Raw genomic sequence first — 24,121 nt, forward strand, 5'->3', positions numbered from 1 at the left:
ACTCGGCCTGTGCCAAACGATATAGTGAAAAGAGCCTTCCCTCACCATCCAATTCTGCGCGGCGGGATTTTGTTCATTCACATCCATACCTAAACAACCTGAAAGTACCAAGAGCATTTAATATGATTATCGCTAATATCTACGATCAGGTATGAATAAATTACACATATACTTTAATCGTTGGGCGCTCCGGATAGAGTCATGCCCTATAGGTCAGGATGATGATTATCACAGGGAAGGGCAGCTATAGCCTTTCTAAATCTCTGACGAAGGTAAGTAAAAGACACATATACACTTTTAGGGGATCGCATATGTTCCAAGACCAAGACACGTCGATCCTCAATACCTACTTTGGTACTCATAGCCCTTTTTGGCGGCTTGCTTTTGATAGTCAGGCTCTGGAATTGTCTGCAATTAAAGGGACAACAAATATTGCGATTCCCCTTAATTCAGTTCAAACCATGAAAATCCGCAGCTTAACCGGTATTACTTCCAGTCTGCATGTTGAGATTGAGATATATGGTAATCCACTACATTTGCATCTTGTTGGCCGTAAAATTAACGACAAAGAGTGGGGAGGCACCGCTTCTGCCTATGCCGATACCGAAGCGGTCGCTCGCGATTTAGTGATGGGGCTTTCCTTTGCTGAGCAGGTGGTTTCTGAAGCCAATTCCGTTATTGTTATTCTCGATAAAGATGGTTTTGTTCAACGTTTTAATCGCCTGAGCGAAGAATATACCGGGAAAAAAGAACAAGATGTTATTGGTAAAAATGTCTACGACTTGTTTATGACGCCCAAAGAGGCCGCATCATCACGCAAAAATATTGAACGGTTCTTCCAACAAGGAGCATCTTATGAAGTTGAACGTTGGGTTAATACCGTAAAAGGAAAGCGTCTCTTCTTATTCCGTAATAAGTTCGTTCACAGCGGTAGTGGAAAAAATGAGCGTTATCTAATCTGTTCAGGTACAGATATTACGAAAGAAAGGCGTGCCCAAGAGCGGCTCAGGATCTTGGCTAATACCGATATGATTACTGGCCTGCCGAATCGCCACGCTATTCATGAGCGCATTAACAGTGCAATTCAGACACGTTCTGATACCTCAGTAGGTATTATTTATCTCGATCTCGACAACTTCAAAAAAGTGAATGACCACTACGGCCATATGTTCGGTGACCGGTTACTGAAAGATGTTTCATTAGCTATTTTAAGTTGTTTAGATGATAACGAAATGCTTGCCAGACTGGGTGGTGATGAATTTATTGTTCTGGTCGAAAATGCTACCTTGAGTAGACTTGAAGCAACGGCACAGCGAATTCTTACCCGAATGAAATTACCTTTCCGAATTGGGTTAATAGAAGTGTATACAGGTTGCTCTATCGGTATAGCACTATGCCCGGAACACGGGGATACATTGGAAAATATAATCCGTAGTGCAGATACCGCTATGTATACCGCGAAAGAACATGGAAAACAAACCTACTCAATTTTCTCACAAGAGATGAATAAAAAAGTCTCTGAATATATATGGCTTGATACCAATTTACGTAAAGGTCTGGAACAGCATCAGTTAAAAGTCTTCTATCAGCCCAAAATATCCAACAAATCCGGTAAAGTACACAGTGTCGAAGCATTAGTTCGTTGGCATTCGCCTGAGCGTGGTTTAATTGCTCCGGGTAAATTTATCTCTTATGCGGAAGAGTCAGGATTAATTGGGCCATTAGGCAAATGGGTACTGCAAACCGCGATGCAACAAGCTGTTGATTGGAAAGAACGTGGGATCAATCTAAGAGTTGCAGTCAATGTTTCTGCCCGCCAATTAATTGATGAAGCTATTGTAACCAGCTTTATTGAATCACTTGAGATCAGTAAGTTAGAGTCCAGTTTAGTCGATGTCGAGCTAACTGAGAGTTGTTTAATTGAAGATGAAAGTGCAGCTATCAACATCATGAAACAGTTGCGGCACTTGGGTGCTCAGGTTCATCTGGATGATTTTGGTACTGGCTATTCTTCACTATCACAATTAGCTCGTATTCCTATTGATGCTATTAAGCTGGATCAAAGTTTTGTTCGTGATATTGATAATAATCCTATTTCACAATCTTTGGTGAGAGCCATTATCGTGGTCGCTGAAGCACTCAAGATGCGGGTAATTGCGGAGGGTGTCGAAACCAAAGGAGAAGAACAATTCCTGGATTCTATCGGTGTTGATGAAAAACAAGGATTCTTTTACGCCAAACCAATGCCCGCAGATGAACTGGAGCATTGGCTGGTGACGCAACATCTTTCACCGAATTAACGGCTTAAATAACACGCTATATCGCTTTAGGCATAACCGAAGTATGCCTATCCTGTAACAGGACTAATCGCTCAATATAGGCAATATCTTTTGGCTCAATTGAAAAAACAGAATCAACCCAATCCTCAGTAATATCCATTAGCTCCGAACGCGTTAATTGTAAAACACGCTGGCGTACTCTCATCATCGCACGCATACCATTTAGTTTTGGTCGGATCGTATCGATAAAAGTACGTGTTGCAATATACGCATCACCCGGCTGAAATAGCTTATCGACTAACCCTCGGCTCTCATACCATTCAGCGGCATGAGATTCACCAGACCAAATCAGCTGTTCGGCTACTCTCATTCCTGCTTTCCTGGCAACAAGCGAGTATCCCCCCATACCAGGAAACAAATTAAACGCAATCTCAGGAAATCCCATTCTGGCGGTGGTTTGGGCCAGAACAAAATGATGAGCCAGCGCAGCTTCAAATCCCCCCCCTAATGCACTGCCTTCAATCATCGCAATTGATATCGCCCCAGTATCAAACCCTCTAGAGGCTGCGTGCACACAATCAACACAAGCGCGTGCATACGCCATTAGAGCCTCTCGTTTGTGATTCCTAATCATTTGTGCAAAAAAGCTTAAATCACCTCCAACATTAAACATATTTGGCACCACCGAGCCAGTTACCCAGAAATCAAAAGGTAATTTCGACTCCTTAGCGGCCTGAGCCAATGTCATAATATTTTCGATTAGCTCCAGATTGAAACAAGGGCGTGGATTAGCACGAAGTAGCATCCATAGGGTATGGCGACCTTCTTCATAATAAGCTGATATTTGAGATAAGTGCCCGGCTTCGGTGAAAGGGCGGCAACTTGGCAAATTAATCATATTCATATTCCATCCAATGAGTCAGTTGAACACATAAAGAACTATTTCTGCCTATTCCCCCCTTACGGAAGAGCTAAATTGGCCCTGATAGGCTGATTTAGGCTGGCAGATAAATAGTGAGTCACCCGCTGGATAAATGATGAAAAAAACTGAATACTATGGATAAATACTCACTGTGTTTTATCCCTGATGGATTTTTTATGCTGCAAATTTTGCATTTTCTTTTGGCGTTAGCCGCTATTGCAATACTGGCCTTGCTTGTCAGTCGTGATCGTAAGAGTATTAGACTACGTTTTATCTTTCAGTTATTAGTTATAGAGATTACTCTCGCTTATTTCTTTCTACATTCAGAAAGTGGGCTGAGTGCCATACAGTATTTCGCTGGATTATTTGAAGCCTTAATGAAGTTTGCTGCTATAGGCACTAGCTTTGTTTTTGGCAACATGAATGAACTAGGCTTGGCATTTATATTCCTTAACGTTCTTTGCCCTATCATTTTTGTTTCCGCGCTGATTGGTATTTTGCAGCATTTTCGTATATTACCGTTGATTATCAGGGTGGTCGGTACGCTCTTGTCTAAAGTAAACGGTATGGGGAAATTGGAGTCGTTTAATGCTGTAAGCACTCTGATTCTGGGGCAATCAGAAAATTTCATTGCCTACAAAGGGATTATTGCCGATATCTCACCACGCCGAATGTACACAATGGCCGCTACAGCAATGTCGACAGTATCTATGTCGATTGTCAGTGCCTATATGACGATGCTGGAGCCAAAATTTGTAGTTGCCGCATTAATACTGAACATGTTCAGTACATTTATCATACTCTCTATTATTAACCCGTATCCGGTGGCAGAAGAGCCTGAATTAAAGTTAAATAAGCTCCACGAAGATCAAAATTTCTTTGAGATGCTTGGTGAATATATCCTGGCCGGGTTTAAAATCGCCATGATTATAGCCGCAATGTTAATTGGGTTTATTGCTCTAATTTCTGCCGTTAATGCTTTATTTAGTGCTTTATTCAGTATCAGTTTCCAAGAAATTTTGGGATATCTATTTTATCCTCTGGCCTTACTGATTGGTATTCCAGCTCAGGATGCATTAAATGCTGGTAGCATTATGGCCACTAAGTTAGTAGCAAATGAGTTCGTCGCCATGATCGAGTTAAAAAAAAGTTGCAGCCGAGATGTCGCCACGAGGTTTGGGTATCCTTTCGGTCTTTTTAGTCTCTTTTGCTAACTTTGCTTCAATTGGAATTGTAGCTGGTGCCATTAAAGGGCTGAATGAGCAGCAAGGCAATGTGGTCTCACGATTCGGATTAAAACTGGTATACGGTGCAACTTTAGTTAGTTTACTTTCTGCTGCCATTACAGGGCTTGTCTTGTAACAAACTTGTTCGCAACGCATAAAGACAATGATAACACTGGCCTTTTACCTCACGTTTGGAGATAAAAGGCCAGTAGCTCTGGCTCAATACCTACTGTTAGAAATCCACACAAACACGAGTATCAACCCGCATAACCGATTCTTGAGCAAACAACTGTTTATAGCGAGTACGCAAAGTTTCAATAGCAGTTTCTTTGTCATCTTTATGGATCAGCACCAGCGCCTTACTGTTTTCTTTGGCTACAGTGCCATCATTTCCCAACCATTGCCCTTTAGCATCAATAACTGTCAGGCCCTCTTTGAAGAGGCTGGCCACATCATTATCAACAAAAGACTGCCATTCAGTGGATGAAATAACTGGACCATGAGGCCGGTTCAAACCAAAGTAGAGCATCGTTTGTGTCATCTGTTGGCCTTTAGTACATATTTGAGCCGGTACTTTAGTGGCTGTAATTTCATGGTGCACATGATCAACACAACCACTCAATAACGCCCCGAAGATAACAATACCGGTAAATAATAGCGTTCTATATTGAAAATAACTAACCTGTTTTACCATGAAAAAACTCACCGAAATAAAAGACAAACAGAGAGAAAATTACCATCCACTGACTAACTCTGCAATCGAACAGAAATAATCACTACAGGCTATAATCAAGCGGTTACAATACGAATAAACGTGATTTATTTGCAATTTTAATAATGTTATATTGTTTATATTAAATTATATTAACCATACATATCAATAAGATAATAAAATAAAAGATTAGTTTAACTAATCCAAATTGTATAACTTAGAAAATCTCAGTCGCGACAGCCTGGCTTAGTGATTACCATGCGGTCTTTGTTGTCGGTTAAAATTTGACTCATTATGCTACTCAGTGTTCTTTATATTATTGGTATTACCGCTGAAGCCATGACCGGGGCACTGGCTGCTGGTCGCCGTCAAATGGATATGTTTGGCGTTATTATTATTGCATCAGCAACCGCTATTGGTGGCGGGTCGGTCAGAGATATGCTGCTGGGCCATTATCCACTTGGCTGGGTAAAACACCCTGAATATATTGTGATTGTTGCCATTGCCGCAATAGTTACAACCTGGATGGCTCCACTAATGAAACACTTACGCCACCTATTTTTAGTACTTGATGCTATCGGCCTGATTGTTTTCTCAATTATTGGTGCACAGATTGCTCTCGATATGGGCCACAGTACCATTATTGCCGCTATTGCCGCAGTGATTACCGGCGTCTTTGGTGGAGTGCTGCGCGATATGTTTTGCAACTGTATTCCTTTAGTCTTTCAAAAAGAGATCTATGCCGGTATCTCGTTTGCCGCAGCCTGGATTTATATTGCACTGCAATATACGCCACTTTCCCATAACTGGGTCGTGATCATTACACTTGCGACCGGACTAAGTGCTCGATTACTTGCTTTAAGGTTCCGGCTTGGCCTGCCGATATTCAAATACGAGCACCCGGACCATTAAGCTTTTCCCATAGAGATTGTTACTCTATGGGATGAAAACCTGCGATATGCTGTTTTGATAAGAAATTAGACATAACTTGTACCTCGTGGTGATGCAAGAAATGCTTAATCTGTTTTGCCCGAGCCTGCCCGATACCGGCCATTGAGGTCCATTCAGCCATGCTCCGTTCCAGTAAAATTTGCCACTGGGTCTCATTCAGCCCCTTAAGTGGAAATCCTAATGCCTGTAACCAATCGGAAAAGGGTTTCTGCCTCGTTTGCTGAAACTGCTGATAGATTTTTTCAGCCCGCTTATGCCCTATTCCCGGAACGCCAGCAATCTGCTCGGTTGTGAGTGACAGCCACCCCACCAAGTCGTTAACAAGCCCCTGTTGGATCAACGGTTGCCAAAGCCCACCACTTACATTTTTAATATCCAGCCCTTGTGGGCCACTGAGCCATATTAAGCGTGATAAAAACTGAGCCTCACATGCCTGCGGTAAGGGCCGAAAACAGCTCCATTGATGGAGTTGATGCCAATCTGGCGGAACTACGCTATCTCTCTGGGTGGCACGCCAGATAACGTTTTCCAGCCGCGGAATTCCTTGCCCAGCCAGAGCAATAGTGACTTGGTCACCTAACGTAATATCCCGTTGCTTCCAACGAGCAATAGTGCCGACATTGACTCGCCTAACCCATTTATCATCAATTTTGATTGGTGATACCTGTAAAACAACGCTGCTTCTACCTGTGCGGCCTATCGTAAAATGAATATTTTCAACTTCGGTAACTTGCTGTTGAGGTGGATATTTCCATGCAACGGACCACGGGCCGGGCGTTGCCTGCCAATAACGACCTGCGGGTTCTTCTTCCTGCCTAATAACGATTCCATCCGTCACAAACGGCAGTGGTGATTTAAACCAAAACTGACGCCATCGGGTAACATCCATACTTGAAGTAACAGATTTACTGTATTCAGCAGTCAGGGGAAACCCCATTATTCGTAATAGCTTCCCCTTCTCCACAATACTTTTAGGGCCGTCAGGCCATGCCCAAATCAAAATACCCAGTTGGGGCAGTAGTAGAGAAGGAGACTTACGCATTAGAGCGCCCGCAACAGAAGCTCTGGCATTGACTCCACCGGATTGTGCTTGTTGATGACCTTCCATTTTCAAAAATAGCTCCCCTTGTAGAGTTAGCAACGGGGGAGCAGCCACAATGAATTGAGGAATGGCAGAAATAAATGTCGCTTTGTCAGTCCAGTTTTGACCTTTTAAACCATTTCCCCGGCTGATAAGTTGTGTCAGCTCTCCATTGACATAAACCAGAGATACAGCAACACCATCTACTTTTGGTTGTACCCAGAGATTTTTCCGCCCTTTCATCCAGCTAACTAGCGTAGCTTCATCTTTAAGTTTTTTTAGCCCAGTATGAGCAACGGGATGTGAAAACTGCCCGTTACCCAGGATTGGCTGCTTATTCTCCTGCTTACCATGTGGCAGATGACATAATTGCCATTGATGTAACTTCGCCACCAATTGATCATAAGCATCATCCGCAATCGGGCTATGACCTTGCTGATGATAAGCTATGTCCCACTTACCTAACTGCTTCGTTAATTCTTTAATCTCCAGTGTCATCCTGTCGGATGTCCATTCAGGGCAACCAGATTCCGCTCTGACGCCCCACGTCATGCAAACCAAAATAAGTAGGCTTATTATCTTTAGATTCTGTGTGTTCATTGGTGTCCTTCCTTGGTCGCAGGAAGTAAAACGTAAAATACTTCATCCGTCGAAGGCCAAAAGAGAAAAATGCGCAGACTGCCGCTAAATACATTTAGCGTTGCTGTAATAAGCTGAAATTACGCAATACTCCCCACAAAATCACAAAACAGGGCTGTTTACTGACGAAACATTCAGGTGAAATGTGTTGTAACGCTGCATGACACGCAGCACCCGTGTATACTGTGCGGAGATTCACACTTCTGCTTTCTATATATCAACCTAATCAACTGAAACGTCATCATGGTCCAAGGCACGCTATACATCGTTTCCGCGCCCAGTGGGGCAGGGAAATCAAGCCTGATTCAGGCTTTGTTAAAAACACAACCGTTGTACGACACGCAGGTTTCTATTTCCCATACCACGCGTGCTAAACGTCCGGGTGAGAATCACGGTGAACATTACTTCTTCGTTTCTAAAGAAGAATTTTGCCAGATGATTGATGACGATGCTTTTCTTGAGCATGCCAAAGTATTTGAAAATTACTATGGCACCTCACGTCTGGCTATTGAGCAGGTTCTTGCAACCGGCGTCGATGTATTTTTAGATATCGACTGGCAAGGCGCGCAGCAAATTCGTGCAAAAATGCCGACTGCACGCAGTATTTTTATTTTGCCCCCATCCAAAGAAGAATTGGATCGCCGTTTACGCGGCCGTGGGCAGGATAGTGAAGAGGTTATTGCAAAACGAATGGCGCAAGCTGTCGCGGAAATGACCCATTATGCAGAATATGATTATTTAATCGTGAATGATGATTTCAATCTGGCTTTATCTGATCTGAAAACCATTATTCGCGCGGAAAGACTGCGTTTAGGCCGCCAGAAACAGCGGCATGACGCTTTAATCACCAAATTATTGGCAGACTGAACCGAGTTTCAGTATCATGCCCCGTCATTTCGTCACCTGTGGAGTAGCAGAATTATGGCACGCGTAACTGTTCAAGACGCTGTAGAGAAAATTGGTAACCGTTTTGACCTGGTGTTGGTCGCTGCTCGTCGGGCACGTCAAATCCAGTCCGGCGGTAAAGACGCACTGGTTCCAGAAGAAAACGATAAAGTTACTGTGATTGCGTTGCGTGAAATCGAAGAAGGCCTGATTACTAATCAGATTCTCGATGTGCGTGAACGCCAGGAGCAGCAAGAGCAGGAAGCCGCAGAGATCCAAGCGGTAACTGCTATTGCTGAAGGTCGTCGTTAATTAGACAGCGAGTCTGCCTTGTACCTGTTTGAAAGCCTGAATCTGCTGATTCAACGTTACCTGCCAGAGGAGCAGATTAAGCGCCTCAAACAGGCATATCTTGTCGCGCGTGATGCTCACGAGGGTCAGACACGCTCCAGTGGTGAGCCATATATCACTCACCCGGTTGCTGTGGCCTGTATTCTCGCGGAGATGCGGCTCGATTACGAAACCTTAATGGCGGCGCTGTTACATGACGTCATTGAAGACACACCTGCCACATATCAAGATATGGAGCAGTTGTTTGGGAAAAGCGTAGCCGAGCTGGTCGAGGGTGTTTCTAAACTCGATAAACTGAACTTCCGTGATAAGAAAGAAGCCCAGGCGGAGAATTTCCGCAAAATGATCATGGCGATGGTGCAGGATATCCGCGTCATTTTGATCAAACTGGCTGACCGCACCCATAATATGCGAACGCTGGGTTCTTTACGCCCAGATAAGCGCCGCCGCATTGCTCGCGAAACCCTTGAAATATATAGCCCACTCGCCCATCGGCTGGGTATTCATCATTTAAAAACTGAGCTGGAAGAGCTGGGTTTTGAAGCGCTCTACCCCAATCGCTACCGCGTGATTAAAGAAGTAGTGAAAGCCGCGCGTGGTAACCGCAAAGAGATGATTCAAAAAATTCTGGCGGAGATTGAAGGGCGTCTGACAGAAGCGGGGATTCCGTGCCGCGTCAGTGGCCGTGAAAAGCATCTTTATTCCATCTATTGCAAGATGAACCTGAAAGAACAGCGTTTCCACTCTATCATGGATATCTATGCTTTTCGGGTTATCGTCAAAGAAGTCGATACGTGCTATCGGGTGTTGGGTCAGGCTCATAGCCTGTATAAACCGCGTCCTGGCCGAGTTAAAGACTATATTGCCATCCCTAAGGCTAACGGCTATCAATCGTTGCATACTTCATTAATCGGCCCTCATGGGGTGCCGGTTGAGGTGCAAATCCGTACTGAAGATATGGATCAGATGGCTGAAATGGGGGTTGCTGCACACTGGGCTTATAAAGAGCAAGGTGAGTCCGGCACCACCGCACAGATCCGCGCTCAGCGCTGGATGCAAAGTTTGTTGGAGTTACAGCAAAGTGCGGGCAGCTCATTTGAATTTATCGAAAGTGTAAAATCTGATTTATTCCCTGATGAGATTTACGTTTTCACCCCAGAAGGCCGCATTGTCGAACTTCCTGCCGGTGCAACGCCTGTCGATTTTGCTTATGCCGTGCATACCGATATTGGTCATGCCTGTGTCGGCGCGCGCGTTGACCGCCAGCCCTATCCGCTTTCTCAAGCACTGAGCAGTGGCCAGACGGTGGAGATAATTACAGCGCCTGGCGCACGGCCTAATGCCGCCTGGCTGAATTTTGTTGTTAGCTCTAAAGCGCGAGCCAAAATTCGCCAATTGCTGAAAAATCTTAAACGTGACGAATCGGTAAGCCTTGGCCGCCGATTGCTGAATCATGCCTTAGGAAATGGCCGTAAATTGTCTGATATTTCTGAAGAAAATATCAAACATGAATTGGATCGCATGAAGCTGGCGACACTGGATGATTTACTGGCAGAAATTGGTTTAGGTAATGCCATGAGTGTGGTGGTGGCTAAAAACCTGCTGGGTGACCCATCCTCGCTGGCAACGTCCGGGACGCGGAATCTGGCAATCAGAGGTGCTGATGGTGTACTTATCACCTTTGCCAAGTGCTGTCGCCCGATTCCAGGTGATCCTATTATTGCGCATATCAGCCCGGGTAAGGGGTTGGTTATCCATCACGAATCCTGCCGTAATATTCGTGGCTACCAGAAAGAACCTGAGAAGTTTATGGCGGTTGAGTGGGACAAAGAGACTGAGCAAGAGTTTATTGCTGAAATTAAAGTCGATATGTTCAACCAGCAAGGGGCTCTGGCGAACCTGACCGCAGCAATTAATGCAGCCGAATCTAATATTCAGAGCCTGAATACAGAAGAGAAAGATGGCCGGGTATACAGCGCCTTTATTCGCCTGACTACCCGTGACCGAGTCCATCTGGCTAACATTATGCGTAAAATTCGTATCATGCCCGATGTAGTTAAAGTCAGTCGTAATCGCAATTAGCGCCTATGAATCCTCAACGCTATGCGCGTATATGTGAAATGCTTACGACCAGGCAGCCAGACCTAACGGTTTGCCTGGAAGAAGTGCATAAACCTCATAATGTCTCTGCAATTATTCGCACTGCCGACGCTGTTGGTATCCATCAAGTTCATGCTATTTGGCCAACGACTCAAATGTACACGCGGCTCTCCTCTGCTGCTGGCAGCAATAGTTGGGTACAGGTCAAAACACACACTCATATTGCCGGTGCCATTGCTCATCTTAAATCACAAGATATGCAAATACTGGCGACTCATCTGTCTGATAAAGCTGTTGATTTCCGTGAAATCGACTATACCCGTCCAACCTGTATTTTGATGGGGCAGGAGAAAACCGGTATCTCTGAAGAAGCTCTGGCACTGGCGGATCAAGACATCATTATTCCGATGATCGGCATGGTGCAATCGCTTAATGTTTCAGTCGCTTCGGCGTTAATTTTATATGAAGCCCAACGGCAGCGGCAAAATGCGGGCATGTATCAGCGAACCCAGAGTGTTTTGTCAGAAAATGAACAACAGCGACTACTGTTTGAGGGCGGCTACCCAGTATTGGCGCACGTTGCTAAACGTAAAGGGCTGGCTCAACCCCATATTGATGAGCAGGGTCAGGTCATTGCCGATGCGCAATGGTGGTCTGCCATGCAATCCACGGAGTCTTAGATGAAAGGTCGCCTACTGGATGCCGTACCCCTGAGTACACTTTCCGGTGTTGGCGCTAGTCAGGCGGGAAAGCTGGCTAAAATGGGTCTGGAAACTATCCAAGACCTGCTGCTTCACCTGCCACTACGTTATGAAGATCGCACCCGCCTGTACCGTATTGGCGATCTGATGCCCGGCCTTTCGGTCACTGTTGAGGGGGAAGTTCTCCGTTCAGATATCAGTTTTGGCCGCCGCCGCATGATGACCTGCCAAATCAGCGATGGTAGCGGTGTGCTCACCCTGCGCTTTTTCAATTTCAATGCCGCGATGAAAAATAGCTTATCTCCAGGTAAGCATGTGATTGCCTATGGCGAAGCTAAACGGGGTAATACCGGCCCGGAAATCATTCACCCAGAATATCGGGTGCATGGCGAGAATATTGGCGTTGAATTACAAGAGTCGCTAACACCGATTTATCCCACCACTGAGGGTATTCGTCAGGCAACGCTGCGCAAACTAATCGATCAGGCGCTGGCAATGCTAGATACCTCTGTTATTGCCGAATTATTGCCCATCGAATTAAGCCGCTCACTGATCAGCCTGCCGGAAGCAATTCATACGCTGCATCGTCCACCAGCAGATATTCAGCTAGCGGATTTAGAGCAAGGTAAACACCCGGCACAGCGGCGGTTGATCATGGAAGAACTGCTGGCCCACAACCTTAGTATGCTGGCTGTTAGGGCGGGGGCACAAAGCTACCGCGCATTGCCGTTACTGGCCGAAGAACAACTCAAGCAACGTTTTCTGGCGGCCCTGCCATTTACCCCAACCGGCGCTCAACGGCGGGTAGTGGCGGAGATTGAGCAGGATATGACCCATAACTTCCCGATGATGCGGTTGATTCAAGGGGATGTGGGTTCTGGTAAAACATTGGTTGCGGCGCTGGCTGCGCTGCGGGCCATTGCTCACGGCAAGCAAGTCGCACTCATGGCTCCAACGGAATTGCTGGCAGAACAACATGCCGCCACGTTTCGCCAATGGCTGGAACCACTAGGGCTGGAGGTCGGCTGGCTGGCTGGGAAACAAAAAGGTAAAGCACGTATAGCACAGCAAGAAGCCGTCGCCAGTGGTCAGGTTTCGATGGTTGTCGGCACTCACGCAATGTTTCAAGAACAGGTGCAGTTTTCTGGCTTGGCGCTGGTTATTATTGATGAACAACATCGTTTCGGGGTTCATCAACGGCTCGCTTTATGGGAGAAAGGCGAGGAGCAAGGCTTCCATCCACACCAGTTAATTATGACCGCAACCCCAATCCCAAGAACACTGGCTATGACTGCCTATGCTGATCTTGATACTTCAGTGATTGATGAACTCCCCCCCGGTAGAACACCGGTCACAACGGTTGCGATCCCTGATACCCGCCGCAGTGATGTGGTTCAGCGGGTTAAAAATGCCTGTCTGGAAGAGGGTCGGCAAGCCTATTGGGTCTGCACGCTGATTGAAGAGTCTGAGTTGTTAGAAGTGCAAGCAGCCGAAGTCACCTGTGAGGAATTGAAAATCGCTTTGCCAGAAATTAAAGTCGGTTTGGTTCATGGCCGCATGAAAGGGCCAGAAAAACAGGCGGTTATGCTGGCCTTTAAACAAGGTGAATTGCAGTTACTGGTTGCCACTACGGTGATTGAAGTTGGGGTTGATGTACCTAACGCCAGTTTGATGATTATCGATAATCCAGAGCGATTAGGGTTAGCGCAATTGCATCAGTTACGTGGCCGTGTTGGCCGTGGTGCTGTCGCTTCACACTGTGTTCTGCTGTATAAAACGCCACTTAGCAAAACGGCTCAGAGGCGTTTGCAAGTGCTGCGCGACAGTAATGACGGTTTTGTTATCGCTCAGCGGGATTTGGAAATCCGGGGTCCAGGCGAATTGCTAGGAACACGCCAGACGGGGAGTGCTGAATTTAAAGTGGCCGATTTACTGCGTGATCAGGCGATGATTCCCGAAGTGCAACGGGTTGCCCGCCATCTGCATCAGCAATATCCTGAACACGCGCAGGCATTGATAGAACGCTGGCTGCCAGAGCGAGTACGTTACACTAATGCTTAATCAATAAGGGGCCAGGCCAGCCCCCCAAATGCAGTTACCCCACCACCGCCGGGAATATCGGCAGTAATAGATAAAGCTTAATGACGATTGCATTGGCGATATCAATAAAGAACGCACCTACCATCGGCACAACCAAAAACGCCAGATGAGACGGACCAAAACGGTCAGTGATCGCTTGCATGTTGGCAATTGCAGTGGGTGTTGCACCCAGGCCAAAGCCACAATGACCCGCCGCCAGCACCGCTGCATCATAGTTTTTGCCCATAACACGATAAGTAACAAAAATAGCGTACAGCGCCATTGCTAGTGCCTGAACGGACAAAATCACCAACATCGGTAAGGCCAGTGAAGCCAGTTCCCAGAGCTTCAGGCTCATTAATGCCATCGCCAAAAACAGTGACAGACTAACATTGCCCAACACGGATACCGCTCGATCAAACACTTTATAGAAACCGATTGCCGATAGCGTATTGCTGAGGATAACCCCGACAAATAGCACGCAGACAAAGATTGGCAGCTCAAACATCGTTCCCTGCAACCAGCCCGCAATAACATTACCCGCCATCAGGCAAATCGAAATCATAGCTATGGTTTCGACTAATACCAACGAAGTGATCATCCGGCCTGCTGATGGTTTTTCAAATGCGGACGGGACTTCGCTATCGTCTGGTGTGCCATCTGGCGTAGAAGAGTGCTTCACCAAATAGCGGGCAACCGGGCCGCCAATCAAACCGCCCAGTACCAAACCAAATGTTGCACAGGCCATAGCAACTTCAGTTGCGTTTTCAAAGCCATAACGCTCAGTAAATAGTTTACTCCACGCAGCCCCTGTTCCGTGTCCACCCGATAAGGTAATTGAACCTGCCAATAGCCCCATCAGTGGGTCTAGCCCCATCAATTTAGCAAGCGCTATACCGATTGCATTCTGCATCAGCAGTAACCCGATGACCACAAAGATAAATACGCTTAGGGCTTTGCCACCGGTACGTAAACTGGCCAGATTTGCATTCAATCCAATAGTTGCAAAGAATGCCAGCATCAAGGGATCTTTCAGCGACATATCGAAACTGATTTCCCAACCGAGGGTCTTCTGCATCAACAGCATCAAAAAAGCGACCAGCAAGCCACCGGCTACCGGTTCAGGAATAGTGTATTTTTTTAGGAATGAGACAGTTTGTACAAGTTTTCGGCCTAATAATAAAACCAAACAGGCCGCGACTAGCGTGCCATAGGTATCGAGATGAAACATCTTGGTACTCCATGCGATTGAAATATCGAATAAAAATATGACGTTAGACAGTTCCTTAAAAACGCCAAAACAGTTAAGAAGGGGATTAGAAAAAAAAACGCCGCCAATTACAAGTTTAGTCGTAGAAAAATGCGAAGCGGTAACGAATAGAATTATTTAAAGAAATACTGCGCAACCGATTGCTTTTGTGAGGCAGATCATTAAAATGCCCTCTTTGCCGATCCGGAAATGCCACTCCATGTCTACGCAATCCGCCGAGCTTGATACACCACAGCAGGCAACCACTCGCCCCAGCGAATTGATTTATCGTTTAGAAGACCGCCCTCCCCTCGCCCAAACATTGTTCGCCGCTTGCCAGCATCTATTGGCGATGTTTGTTGCAGTGATAACTCCCGGCTTATTGATTTGCCAGGCGTTGGGATTACCAGCGGAAGATACCCAACGCATTATTAGCATGTCGCTGTTTGCATCCGGCCTGGCGTCGTTGTTGCAAATTAAGACCTGGGGACCAGTTGGCTCTGGCTTGTTATCGATTCAGGGTACCAGTTTTAACTTTGTTGCGCCGTTAATTATGGGTGGCCTGGCGCTGAAAAATGGTGGCGCTGATATCCCAACCATGATGGCAGCACTATTTGGTACGCTGATGATTGCGTCCTGTACCGAAATTATACTTTCCCGCTTTCTACATTTGGCACGCCGTATTATCACCCCGCTGGTATCCGGCATTGTGGTGATGATTATTGGCTTGTCATTGATTCAGGTCGGGCTGACATCTATTGGTGGCGGTTATGGTGCAATAAGTGATCATACCTTTGGCGCACCAAAAAACCTGTTATTAGCGGGTGCAGTCTTAGTGGTGATTATTTTGCTGAACCGCCAGCGCAATCCGTACCTGCGAGTCGCCTCTTTAGTTATTGCTATGGCCGTGGGTTATCTGCTGGCCTGGTCGCTGGATATGTTGCCAGAAAGCCGCCCGGTGGTGGATACCGCGCTGATTACCATTCCAACACCGCTCTATTATGGCCTCTCTTTTGACTGGAACCTGCTGGTGCCGCTGATGTTGATCTTTATGGTGACCTCACTGGAAACCATCGGCGATATTACTGCAACATCAGATGTATCAGAGCAACCGGTTCATGGCCCGTTGTATATGAAACGGCTAAAAGGCGGCGTGCTGGCGAATGGTTTGAACTCGATGCTGTCAGCGGTGTTCAATACTTTCCCTAACTCCTGCTTTGGCCAGAACAATGGTGTTATCCAGTTGACCGGTGTTGCCAGCCGTTATGTTGGTTTTGTTGTCGCGCTGATGCTGATTGTGCTGGGCCTGTTTCCAGCCGTTGCCGGTTTTGTGCAGCATATCCCAGAGCCGGTGCTGGGTGGGGCCACCCTTGTGATGTTCGGTACGATTGCCGCCTCAGGTGTGCGTATTGTGTCACGCGAAACCCTTAATCGCCGCGCGATTATGATTATGGCGTTGTCATTGGCGGTTGGTATGGGTGTAGCACAGCAACCCCTAATTCTGCAATTTGCGCCAGATTGGATCAAAACACTGCTTTCTTCCGGGATTGCCGCCGGTGGTATTACTGCCATTGTGCTTAACTTGCTCTTCCCACAAGAAAAATAATCTTTGGTTAATGCATCAATGAAATGGCCAGTCGTAAACGATACTGGCCATTTTTTATCAATAGATAATGGATTGTCTATTGAGCTAACGGGCAAATTACGGCATAAACAGGGTTCCGAATCACCGAAGGCGTGGAAAAACCGGATGAAATTTCTCGGGAAAGTGCTGTTAACGTTATTACTGCTACTGGTGCTGTCTGTGGTGCTGTGCTACGTATTGATCCAGACCCGTTGGGCCGCCAGTTGGCTGAGCCGCTGGGTGAGTGATAACAGCGAATATCGCCTCTCTCTGGGGAAAATAGACCATTCATGGTCAGCGCCGGGGCAAATCAGTTTGAGTAATATCACTCTTGGGAAGGCCAACCAACCCCCCTTTCTTATCGCCCAGCAGGCATTGCTTGGCCTGAGCTGGCGGCAACTCACCGAGCCGCACCATTTTCTCAATCTACAACTGCAAAATGGTAGCTTAATCCTCAATAACACCGCATCACCGCTGCCGCTACAAGCCGATACATTACAGCTAACCAATATGGCGTTGAATACGACTATTGAGCCGAAAAATTCAGCTACTCAATGGCAGATTACCGCTCAAAAAGTGAATGGCGGCTTGGTGCCGTGGCAGCCGCAACCGGGCAATAGCCTTGGCGAAAAGACGCAATTTCAGTTCAGTGCCGGTTCCCTGACCGTCAACGGCATCACCGCTCAACAACTCTATCTACAAGGCTCAGTTGAGAAAAATGCCCTGACCCTGACTAATTTTGGAGCCAATATCGCACAAGGGGAATTGACCGGGAATGCCAGCCAGTCAGCGGATGGTAGCTGGCTGGTTGAAAGGTTACGTCTGAGCAATATCCGCCTGCAAACCGCGGCCACGTTAGAGCATGTCTGGCAGACATTCTTACAGTTGCCGCCAATTACATTAAAACGCTTTGATTTGATTGATGCGCGTGTTGAAGGGAAAAACTGGGCATTTAATGATTTAGATCTCACACTGAAAAATATCACCTTTAAGCAAAGTGATTGGCAAACTGATGATGGCGAACTGGCCTTCAATGCAGGCGATATTATCAAAGGTAATATTCATCTGATTGACCCCATCGCAACATTTTCTTTATCGCCGGCTGGCGTGGCAATTAATCAGTTCTCAACACGCTGGCAAGATGGCCTGTTAAGGGCTCAGGGGAATTGGGCACGCGATACTCATCGTCTACAGCTGGATGAGCTGACTCTCGTGGCATTAGTTTATACCTTGCCCTCAGACTGGAAACAGCAATGGCAACAAACGCTCCCCAACTGGTTGTCTGAGGTCTATGTTAGCAAGCTGAGTGCTAACCGCAATTTATTGATTGATATCAGTCCTGACTTCCCATTCCAGATTACGTCACTGGATGCGTCGGGCACTCACTTACTGCTGGCAAAAAACCATCAATGGGGGATATGGTCTGGATCGCTGATGCTGAATGCCGGTAATGCTACCTTCAATAAAAATGATGTTCGCCGCCCGTCATTGGCCCTAAATGCGAATGAACAACATATTACGTTTAGTGATTTAAGTGCTTTTACCAAAGAGGGTTTGTTGGAGGCGACCGGCAGTATTGACCAAACACCAGCCCGATCGTTATCACTGATACTGACTGGCCGCGCTGTCAATCTTGATATCTTGCAAAATTGGGGCTGGCCGGCCTTACCACTGCAAGGTTTGGGCAATTTGAAATTGCAGATAAAAGGCAATCTAGCTACAGATACTGCACTAAAAACGACGATTAACGGCTCACTACAGGCCACTGACAGCCACGGGCAGCAAGTAAGTCAGATAATAGAGCATGGTGAGGTGCAAAACGTGGCAAGACAATAAGAACGATTAATGCACCTTCGCGAGAGAACAATTAAGAATAACTGCCGATTACGTAAGATTTAGCGTAATCGGCACAAGCCGCATCGGTTACACCGAAGGGAAGGAGCCTGAATATTCGAGAAAACTTGGTGGTACATAGTTATTAATCTTATGCTCATGACAATATTCGATAACCTGCTTTTTACTGGTAACACCGGCCTTCCGGTAGATATTTTGGGTGATATTGCAAACAGACCGGGGCGATAAATGAATCTTCTTAGAAATTTCGTTGCTGGATAAGTGATGTAAAATATAAAATAACACTTCCCATTCTCTTTGGGTGAATAACTGCGATGGGGGTGTAAATATAAGTGAGTCGGGTGCTTTCATTTTATTTAAGCGGGTGAGTATTGTATCGTGTACTGGCCTACCATGACAAATAATCCCCTGAGACACGCCGTTTTCATCAATTAATGGATACTTATCAGCAAAATAAGGGGTGAAATAAGAAAGACCATCCCATTCATTAATTTCAAGCGTTGTTATACGATCCTGTAATAACTCCACCTGGCGATCTTGCCGCTGAAATTCATCCTGAAACGCTGCGGCTGGCATGGGTATCTCGCCATCCAACAACCCTTCTACACAATATCCATCAGGTAAGTTGAATAATTTATTAGTTCGATTATTTGCATAAACATATCGTGATTGATTGTCTTTCACAAGCCAAGGTTCTGAACTGTGCTCCCAAAACCGGATGAATACTTCAAGTGAGTTTGATAGTGATTTTTCCATTGCTATTTTCTCCTTAAATTTAAACACTTTTACCCAGCAAGGGGAAAAGAACCTGAATATTCGAAAATGCTTTGTGGTATATAATTATGAATATTCTGCTCATGACAATATTCGATAATCTGCTTTTTACTGGTAACACCGGCCTTCCGGTAAATATTTGGGTAATATTGCACACGGACCGGGGTGATAAATGAACCTTCTTAGAAATTTCGTTGCTGGAGAAGTGATGTAAAATATAAAATAACACTTCCCACTCTCTTTTGGTGAATAACTGTGATGGGGGAGTAAATGTAATTGAGATAGGTGATTTTATATTTAAATGGGTTAGCATTGTATCGTGTACTGGTCTGCCATGAATAATAACCCCCTGAGACACCCCGTTCTCATCTATTAATGGATACCTATCAGACAAAAAAAGGGGTAAGATAAGAAAGGCTATCCCATTCATTAATTTCAAGTGTCATTATTCGATCCTGTAATAATTCCGCTAGCCGATCTTGCCGCTGAAATTCATCCTGAAACTCTGCGGATGGCATGGGTATTTCACCATCCAATAACCCTTCCACACAATATCTATCAGGTAAGTTGCATAATCGATTAAATCGATGGTTTGCATAAACATATCGTGATTGATTGTCTTTTACTACCCAAGGTTCTGAACTGTGCTCCCAAAACCGGATGAATACCTCAAGTGAGTTTGATAATTTTTTTTCCATTGCTACTTTCTCCTTAACTTTAAACTATTTCATCCTGCAAGTGGAAAATAACCTGAATATTCGAAAAAGCTTTGTGGTACATAATTATGAATCTTCTGCTCATGACAATATTCGATAATCTGTTTTTTACTGGTAACACCGGCCTTCCGGTAGATATTTTGGGTTATATTGCACACAGACCGGGACGATAAATGAATCTTCTTAGCAATTTCGTTACTGGAGAAGTGATGTAAAATATAAAATAACACTTCCCACTCTCTTTTGGTGAATAGCTGTGATGGGGGAGTGAATACCAGTGAGGTGGGCACGTTTATCTTATTTAATCGGGTTAAAATTATATCGTGCAGCGGTCTGCTATGACAAATTACCCCTTGGGATATACCATCCTCATCAATTAAAGGGTATTTATCACTTAAATAAGGTGTGAAATATGAACGTCCATCGTATAACTGAATATCTACTGATGTTATACGATCTTGTGATAGTTCGACTCGACGATCCTGTTGTTGAAACTCATCCTGGAAATCTGCTGATGGTGTAGGAATCTCACCATCTAACCGACCTTCTAAGCTATATGTATCAGGTAAGTTAAATAATTTATAAACTCTACTATTTGCATAAATAAACCTTGATTGATTATCTTTTATTGCCCAAGGTTCTGAACTTTTTTCCCAAAACCGGATTAATACTTCAAGTGAGTTTGATAATGTTTTTTCCATTGATACTTTCTCCTTAATTTTAAACTCTTTTACCCAGTAAGGGGAAAATAACCTGAATATTCGAAAAAGCTTTGAGGTATATAATTATGAATCTTTTTCTCATAACAGTATTCGATAACCTGTTTTTTACTGGTAACATCGGCCTTCCGGTAGATATTTTGGGTGATATTGCACACAGACCGGGACGATAAATGAACCTTCTTAGAAATTTCGTTGCTGGAGAAGTGATGTAAAATATAAAATAACACTTCCCACTCTCTTTTGGTGAATAACTGTGATGGCGGAGTAAATACCAGTGAGGTGGGCACGCTTATCTTATTTAATCGGGTTAACATTATATCGTGTACCGGTCTGTTATGACACATAACCCCTTGAGATACGCCGCTCTCATCGATTAAAGGGTATTTATCACAGAAAGCAGCGGTGCAATAGGAAAGTCCATCAAGAAAATGTATTTCAACCGAGGTCATACAGTCTTGTAATAACTCCACCTGACGATCTTGCCGCTGAAATTCATCCTGAAACTCTGCGATTGGGGTAGGAAGTTCACCATCAAATCGCCCTTCGACGTTGTATTTGTCAGGTAGGTCTAAAAATTTATTAAATCGATGGTTTGCATAAATAAACCTGGATTGATTATCTTTTATCCCCCAAGGTTCTGAACTTTTTTCCCAAAACCGGATTAATATTTCAAGTGAGTTTGATAGTGTTTTTTCCATTGATACTTTCTCCTTAATTTTAAACTCTTTTACCCAGCAAGGGGAAAAGAACCTGAATATTCGAAAAAGCTTTGAGGTATATAATTATTAATCTTTTTCTCATAACAGTATTCGATAACCTGTTTTTTACTGGTAACATCGGCCTTCCGGTAGATATTTTGGGTGATATTGCACACTGAGCGGGGTGATAAATGGAGTTTTTTAGCAATATCTGAACTTGAGAAAGCATGTAATATATAAAAAAGGACTTCCCATTCTCTTTGGGTGAATAACTCCGATGGCGGAGTAAAGATAAGTGAGGTCGGTACTTTTATCTTATTCAAATGAGCTAAAATTATGTCTTGTATTGGTCTAACATGGCAAATAACCCCCTGAGATACACCATTTTCATCGATTAACGGATACTTATCGCAAAAGTAAGGCTGAAGGTGAGAACTCCCATCCCATACATGTATTTCAACTGTTGTTATGCGGTCTTGTAATAACTCCACCTTACGGTCATGCTCTTGCCACTCATCCTGAAATTCCGCCATTGGTGTAGGCATTTCTCCATCTAACCGCCCTTCCAAACTATAATTATCCGGTAAGCCTAATAATTTATGATTTCTAGGATTCGAATAAACAAATCTTGATTGGTTATCTCTTACCACCCAAGGATCTGAACTGTGCTCCCAAAAATGTATAAATACTTCAAGTGCATTTGATAGTTTTTTTTCCATTGCCGTTTTCTCCTTAAACGCCCCCTCTCATATAAGTGAAAAGGAACCTGAACATTCAAAAAAACTTTGTGGTATATAATTATTAATTTTCTGCTCATAACAATATTCGATAACCTGTTTTTTACTGGTAACACCGGCCTTCCTATAGATATTTTGGATTATATTATCGACTGATCGAGGTGATAAATGTATCTTCTTAGAAATTTCAGTGCTGGAGAAGTGATGTGAAATATAAAACAAGACTTCCCACTCTCTTTTAGTAAATAATTGTGATGGCGGGGTAAAGACCAGTGAGCCAGGGGTTTTTATTTTATTCAAATGAGCTAAGACTATATCGTTCACTGGTCTGGCATGGCAAATCACCCCTTGGGACACACCGTTTTCATCTATTAATGGATATTTATCGCAGAAATAAGCCGTTAAATAGGAAAGTCCATTAAGTAAATGTATCTCAACCGAGGTTATACGGTCTTGTAATTGCTCCACCTGACGATCTTGTCGCTGAAATTCATCCTGAAATTTTGCGATTGGGGTGGGAAGTTCACCATCAAACCGCCCTTCGACACTGTATTTATCAGGTAAGTCTAAAAATTTGTTGAATCTATGATTTGCGTAAACATATCGTGATTGGTTATCTTTTATCTCCCAAGGCTCTGAACTGTGCTCCCAAAACCGGATTAATACCTCAAGTGAATTTGATAGTGTTTTCTCCATTGCTGTTTCCTCCTTAAGTTTTATCCGCACTTATTCTGCAAGTGGGAATGAACCTGAATACTCGAAAAAGCTTTGTGGCACATAATTATTGATTTTATTCTCACAACAATATTCTATGATCTGATTTTTACTGGTAACACCCGCCTTGCTATAGATGCTTTGAGTTATATTACAGACTGTACGTGATGATAAATGAAGATTTTTAGCAATTTCACTGCTTGGGATGGCATGTAAAATATAAAACAACACCTCCCACTCTCTGTTTGTGAATGTATCTGATGGCGGTGTGAAAAGAAGTGTTGTGGGTACTTTTATTTTACTTATACGGGCTAACACTATATCTTGCACTGGCCTTCCATGACAAATAACACCTTGTGATACGCCATTTTCATCTATTAATGGGTATTTATCAAAAAAGAAAGGTGTGAAATATGAACACCCATCATATAACTGTATATCAACTGAGGTGATACGATCCTGTAATAGTTCAACCTTGCGGTCATGCAGTTGAAACTCAGCCTGAAATTCTGATATTGGTGTAGGTAACTCACCATCTAATCGCCCTTCCAAACTATATTGATTAGGTAAAGCTAATAATTTATATAATCTAGGATTACCATAGATATACTTTGACTGATTATCTTTTACCGCCCAAGGCTCTGAACTGTTATCCCAAAACCGAATTAATGCTTCAAGCGAGTCTAATAATATTTTTCCATTGTATTCTCCTTATTACGTTTAGTTTTTCCTTAATCTTCTGATGATTATACGCCCTCTATAATCGGTGAACCGGCTTGGCCATATTTCTTGGGGAGATATTCCAATTGCATCTGCAATAATCATTTCACCTTTTGGCCACGGGCGTGTCAATGCATTTGATAATGTACTTGGCGACAACCCATTCTCTCTTGATAATGCTGAAAGAGAACCTTTTTCTTTCCGTATAGCCGCTAAAATATCTTGTTTATGCCAATCCTTATTCATTTTAATTTACTCCTATAAAGTTATAGCATGATCTATTATGCCTTGGATACATCAGCTAAAATCCGATTAACTTATAGTTAGTCATTTAATAATAAATTCAAACGTTAATTGTGTTGTGTAATTAACAGCAACTGTTAGTTT

Annotated in this window: 20 protein-coding genes and 2 pseudogenes; 10 read left to right on the forward strand and 12 right to left on the reverse strand. The window is 44.3% G+C overall.

Annotated features, from left to right (window positions below):
- Positions 1-311 precede the first annotated feature (311 nt).
- Entirely contained in the window at positions 312-2,300 is a 1,989-nt protein-coding gene (pdeR, locus tag YALDO0001_RS14535) for a cyclic di-GMP phosphodiesterase (RefSeq protein WP_004704185.1), read from the forward strand.
- Between the two features lie 16 nt (positions 2,301-2,316).
- On the opposite strand, the gene YALDO0001_RS14540 is transcribed toward pdeR, so the two are convergent.
- Positions 2,317-3,183, reverse strand: coding sequence for a crotonase/enoyl-CoA hydratase family protein (locus YALDO0001_RS14540; protein ID WP_004704186.1), 867 nt, complete (start codon positions 3,181-3,183; stop codon positions 2,317-2,319).
- 194 nt (positions 3,184-3,377) lie between these two features.
- On the opposite strand from YALDO0001_RS14540, the pseudogene YALDO0001_RS14545 reads away from it, so the two are divergent.
- Positions 3,378-4,563 (forward strand): annotated as a pseudogene (locus tag YALDO0001_RS14545) (NupC/NupG family nucleoside CNT transporter).
- Between the two features lie 96 nt (positions 4,564-4,659).
- Here the strand turns inward: YALDO0001_RS14545 and YALDO0001_RS14550 are convergent.
- Positions 4,660-5,121 (reverse strand): DUF3574 domain-containing protein, encoded by a 462-nt coding sequence (locus YALDO0001_RS14550; RefSeq protein ID WP_004704188.1) that lies wholly within the window; start codon positions 5,119-5,121, stop codon positions 4,660-4,662.
- A gap of 312 nt (positions 5,122-5,433) precedes the next feature.
- On the opposite strand from YALDO0001_RS14550, the gene YALDO0001_RS14555 reads away from it, so the two are divergent.
- The gene (locus tag YALDO0001_RS14555; RefSeq protein WP_004704189.1) at positions 5,434-6,051 is read left to right on the forward strand and encodes a trimeric intracellular cation channel family protein; all 618 of its coding nucleotides are present in this window, start codon (positions 5,434-5,436) and stop codon (positions 6,049-6,051) included.
- A 19-nt stretch (positions 6,052-6,070) separates the two neighbouring features.
- Here the strand turns inward: YALDO0001_RS14555 and ligB are convergent, their stop codons facing one another.
- On the reverse strand, positions 6,071-7,771 hold the full coding sequence (ligB, locus tag YALDO0001_RS14560; RefSeq protein ID WP_042840165.1) for an NAD-dependent DNA ligase LigB: 1,701 nt from the start codon (positions 7,769-7,771) through the stop codon (positions 6,071-6,073).
- A gap of 282 nt (positions 7,772-8,053) precedes the next feature.
- On the opposite strand from ligB, the gene gmk reads away from it, so the two are divergent.
- From gmk to recG, 5 genes are read left to right on the forward strand one after another with little or no spacing between them, the layout of a single operon-like run.
- Positions 8,054-8,677, forward strand: a complete 624-nt coding sequence (gmk, locus tag YALDO0001_RS14565) for a guanylate kinase (protein ID WP_004704191.1) — start codon at positions 8,054-8,056, stop codon at positions 8,675-8,677.
- 54 nt (positions 8,678-8,731) lie between these two features.
- A complete protein-coding gene (gene rpoZ / locus YALDO0001_RS14570) occupies positions 8,732-9,007 on the forward strand; it encodes a DNA-directed RNA polymerase subunit omega (protein ID WP_004392061.1) in 276 nt (91 codons plus the stop codon).
- 18 nt (positions 9,008-9,025) lie between these two features.
- Entirely contained in the window at positions 9,026-11,128 is a 2,103-nt protein-coding gene (spoT, locus tag YALDO0001_RS14575; protein ID WP_004704192.1) for a bifunctional GTP diphosphokinase/guanosine-3',5'-bis pyrophosphate 3'-pyrophosphohydrolase, read from the forward strand.
- A 5-nt stretch (positions 11,129-11,133) separates the two neighbouring features.
- Positions 11,134-11,826 carry a tRNA (guanosine(18)-2'-O)-methyltransferase TrmH gene (trmH, locus tag YALDO0001_RS14580; protein WP_004704193.1) on the forward strand — a complete coding sequence of 231 codons (693 nt, stop codon included), beginning with the start codon at positions 11,134-11,136 and terminating at the stop codon, positions 11,824-11,826.
- Entirely contained in the window at positions 11,827-13,908 is a 2,082-nt protein-coding gene (gene recG, locus YALDO0001_RS14585; protein WP_004704194.1) for an ATP-dependent DNA helicase RecG, read from the forward strand. It begins immediately after the preceding gene.
- A gap of 34 nt (positions 13,909-13,942) precedes the next feature.
- On the opposite strand, the gene gltS is transcribed toward recG, so the two are convergent.
- On the reverse strand, positions 13,943-15,157 hold the full coding sequence (gene gltS / locus YALDO0001_RS14590) for a sodium/glutamate symporter (protein WP_004704195.1): 1,215 nt from the start codon (positions 15,155-15,157) through the stop codon (positions 13,943-13,945).
- A gap of 238 nt (positions 15,158-15,395) precedes the next feature.
- Here gltS and YALDO0001_RS14595 point away from each other — a divergent pair, with 238 nt between their 5' ends.
- Together YALDO0001_RS14595 and YALDO0001_RS14600 are read left to right on the forward strand one after the other, a co-directional pair.
- Entirely contained in the window at positions 15,396-16,781 is a 1,386-nt protein-coding gene (locus YALDO0001_RS14595) for a uracil-xanthine permease family protein (protein WP_004704196.1), read from the forward strand.
- Positions 16,782-16,925: 144 nt separating this feature from the next.
- The gene (locus YALDO0001_RS14600; protein WP_004704197.1) at positions 16,926-18,635 is read left to right on the forward strand and encodes an AsmA family protein; all 1,710 of its coding nucleotides are present in this window, start codon (positions 16,926-16,928) and stop codon (positions 18,633-18,635) included.
- Between the two features lie 87 nt (positions 18,636-18,722).
- Here the strand turns inward: YALDO0001_RS14600 and YALDO0001_RS14605 are convergent, their stop codons facing one another.
- The 8 genes and pseudogenes from YALDO0001_RS14605 to YALDO0001_RS20305 all read right to left on the reverse strand — a co-directional run bounded on the left by YALDO0001_RS14605 (position 18,723) and on the right by YALDO0001_RS20305 (position 23,980).
- On the reverse strand, positions 18,723-19,409 hold the full coding sequence (locus YALDO0001_RS14605; RefSeq protein WP_042840167.1) for a helix-turn-helix transcriptional regulator: 687 nt from the start codon (positions 19,407-19,409) through the stop codon (positions 18,723-18,725).
- A gap of 29 nt (positions 19,410-19,438) precedes the next feature.
- Positions 19,439-20,125 (reverse strand): annotated as a pseudogene (locus YALDO0001_RS14610) (helix-turn-helix transcriptional regulator).
- Positions 20,126-20,154: 29 nt separating this feature from the next.
- Positions 20,155-20,844 carry a helix-turn-helix transcriptional regulator gene (locus YALDO0001_RS14615; protein WP_004704201.1) on the reverse strand — a complete coding sequence of 230 codons (690 nt, stop codon included), beginning with the start codon at positions 20,842-20,844 and terminating at the stop codon, positions 20,155-20,157.
- 29 nt (positions 20,845-20,873) lie between these two features.
- Positions 20,874-21,563, reverse strand: coding sequence for a helix-turn-helix transcriptional regulator (locus YALDO0001_RS14620; RefSeq protein WP_004704202.1), 690 nt, complete (start codon positions 21,561-21,563; stop codon positions 20,874-20,876).
- Positions 21,564-21,592: 29 nt separating this feature from the next.
- Positions 21,593-22,282: a helix-turn-helix transcriptional regulator gene (locus YALDO0001_RS14625; RefSeq protein WP_004704203.1), complete on the reverse strand. Its 690-nt coding sequence runs from the start codon at positions 22,280-22,282 to the stop codon at positions 21,593-21,595.
- A gap of 27 nt (positions 22,283-22,309) precedes the next feature.
- Positions 22,310-22,996 (reverse strand): helix-turn-helix transcriptional regulator, encoded by a 687-nt coding sequence (locus tag YALDO0001_RS14630; protein WP_004704204.1) that lies wholly within the window; start codon positions 22,994-22,996, stop codon positions 22,310-22,312.
- Between the two features lie 30 nt (positions 22,997-23,026).
- The gene (locus tag YALDO0001_RS14635) at positions 23,027-23,707 is read right to left on the reverse strand and encodes a helix-turn-helix transcriptional regulator (protein WP_042840168.1); all 681 of its coding nucleotides are present in this window, start codon (positions 23,705-23,707) and stop codon (positions 23,027-23,029) included.
- Between the two features lie 27 nt (positions 23,708-23,734).
- Positions 23,735-23,980 (reverse strand): helix-turn-helix domain-containing protein, encoded by a 246-nt coding sequence (locus YALDO0001_RS20305; protein WP_071986415.1) that lies wholly within the window; start codon positions 23,978-23,980, stop codon positions 23,735-23,737.
- Between the last annotated feature and the right edge of the window lie 141 nt (positions 23,981-24,121).

This window comes from Yersinia aldovae ATCC 35236 (assembly GCF_000173735.1).
Taxonomy (GTDB): domain Bacteria; phylum Pseudomonadota; class Gammaproteobacteria; order Enterobacterales; family Enterobacteriaceae; genus Yersinia; species Yersinia aldovae.

Bases quoted from the DNA above. Each gene is read 5' to 3' on its own strand.
- pdeR (WP_004704185.1), top strand. From the start codon at position 312: ATGTTCCAAGACCAAGACACGTCGATCCTCAATACCTACTTTGGTACT.
- YALDO0001_RS14540 (WP_004704186.1), bottom strand. From the start codon at position 3,183: ATGAATATGATTAATTTGCCAAGTTGCCGCCCTTTCACCGAAGCCGGG.
- YALDO0001_RS14550 (WP_004704188.1), bottom strand. From the start codon at position 5,121: ATGGTAAAACAGGTTAGTTATTTTCAATATAGAACGCTATTATTTACC.
- YALDO0001_RS14555 (WP_004704189.1), top strand. From the start codon at position 5,434: ATGCTACTCAGTGTTCTTTATATTATTGGTATTACCGCTGAAGCCATG.
- ligB (WP_042840165.1), bottom strand. From the start codon at position 7,771: ATGAACACACAGAATCTAAAGATAATAAGCCTACTTATTTTGGTTTGC.
- gmk (WP_004704191.1), top strand. From the start codon at position 8,054: ATGGTCCAAGGCACGCTATACATCGTTTCCGCGCCCAGTGGGGCAGGG.
- rpoZ (WP_004392061.1), top strand. From the start codon at position 8,732: ATGGCACGCGTAACTGTTCAAGACGCTGTAGAGAAAATTGGTAACCGT.
- trmH (WP_004704193.1), top strand. From the start codon at position 11,134: ATGAATCCTCAACGCTATGCGCGTATATGTGAAATGCTTACGACCAGG.
- recG (WP_004704194.1), top strand. From the start codon at position 11,827: ATGAAAGGTCGCCTACTGGATGCCGTACCCCTGAGTACACTTTCCGGT.
- gltS (WP_004704195.1), bottom strand. From the start codon at position 15,157: ATGTTTCATCTCGATACCTATGGCACGCTAGTCGCGGCCTGTTTGGTT.
- YALDO0001_RS14595 (WP_004704196.1), top strand. From the start codon at position 15,396: ATGTCTACGCAATCCGCCGAGCTTGATACACCACAGCAGGCAACCACT.
- YALDO0001_RS14600 (WP_004704197.1), top strand. From the start codon at position 16,926: ATGAAATTTCTCGGGAAAGTGCTGTTAACGTTATTACTGCTACTGGTG.
- YALDO0001_RS14605 (WP_042840167.1), bottom strand. From the start codon at position 19,409: ATGGAAAAATCACTATCAAACTCACTTGAAGTATTCATCCGGTTTTGG.
- YALDO0001_RS14615 (WP_004704201.1), bottom strand. From the start codon at position 20,844: ATGGAAAAAACATTATCAAACTCACTTGAAGTATTAATCCGGTTTTGG.
- YALDO0001_RS14620 (WP_004704202.1), bottom strand. From the start codon at position 21,563: ATGGAAAAAACACTATCAAACTCACTTGAAATATTAATCCGGTTTTGG.
- YALDO0001_RS14625 (WP_004704203.1), bottom strand. From the start codon at position 22,282: ATGGAAAAAAAACTATCAAATGCACTTGAAGTATTTATACATTTTTGG.
- YALDO0001_RS14630 (WP_004704204.1), bottom strand. From the start codon at position 22,996: ATGGAGAAAACACTATCAAATTCACTTGAGGTATTAATCCGGTTTTGG.
- YALDO0001_RS20305 (WP_071986415.1), bottom strand. From the start codon at position 23,980: ATGAATAAGGATTGGCATAAACAAGATATTTTAGCGGCTATACGGAAA.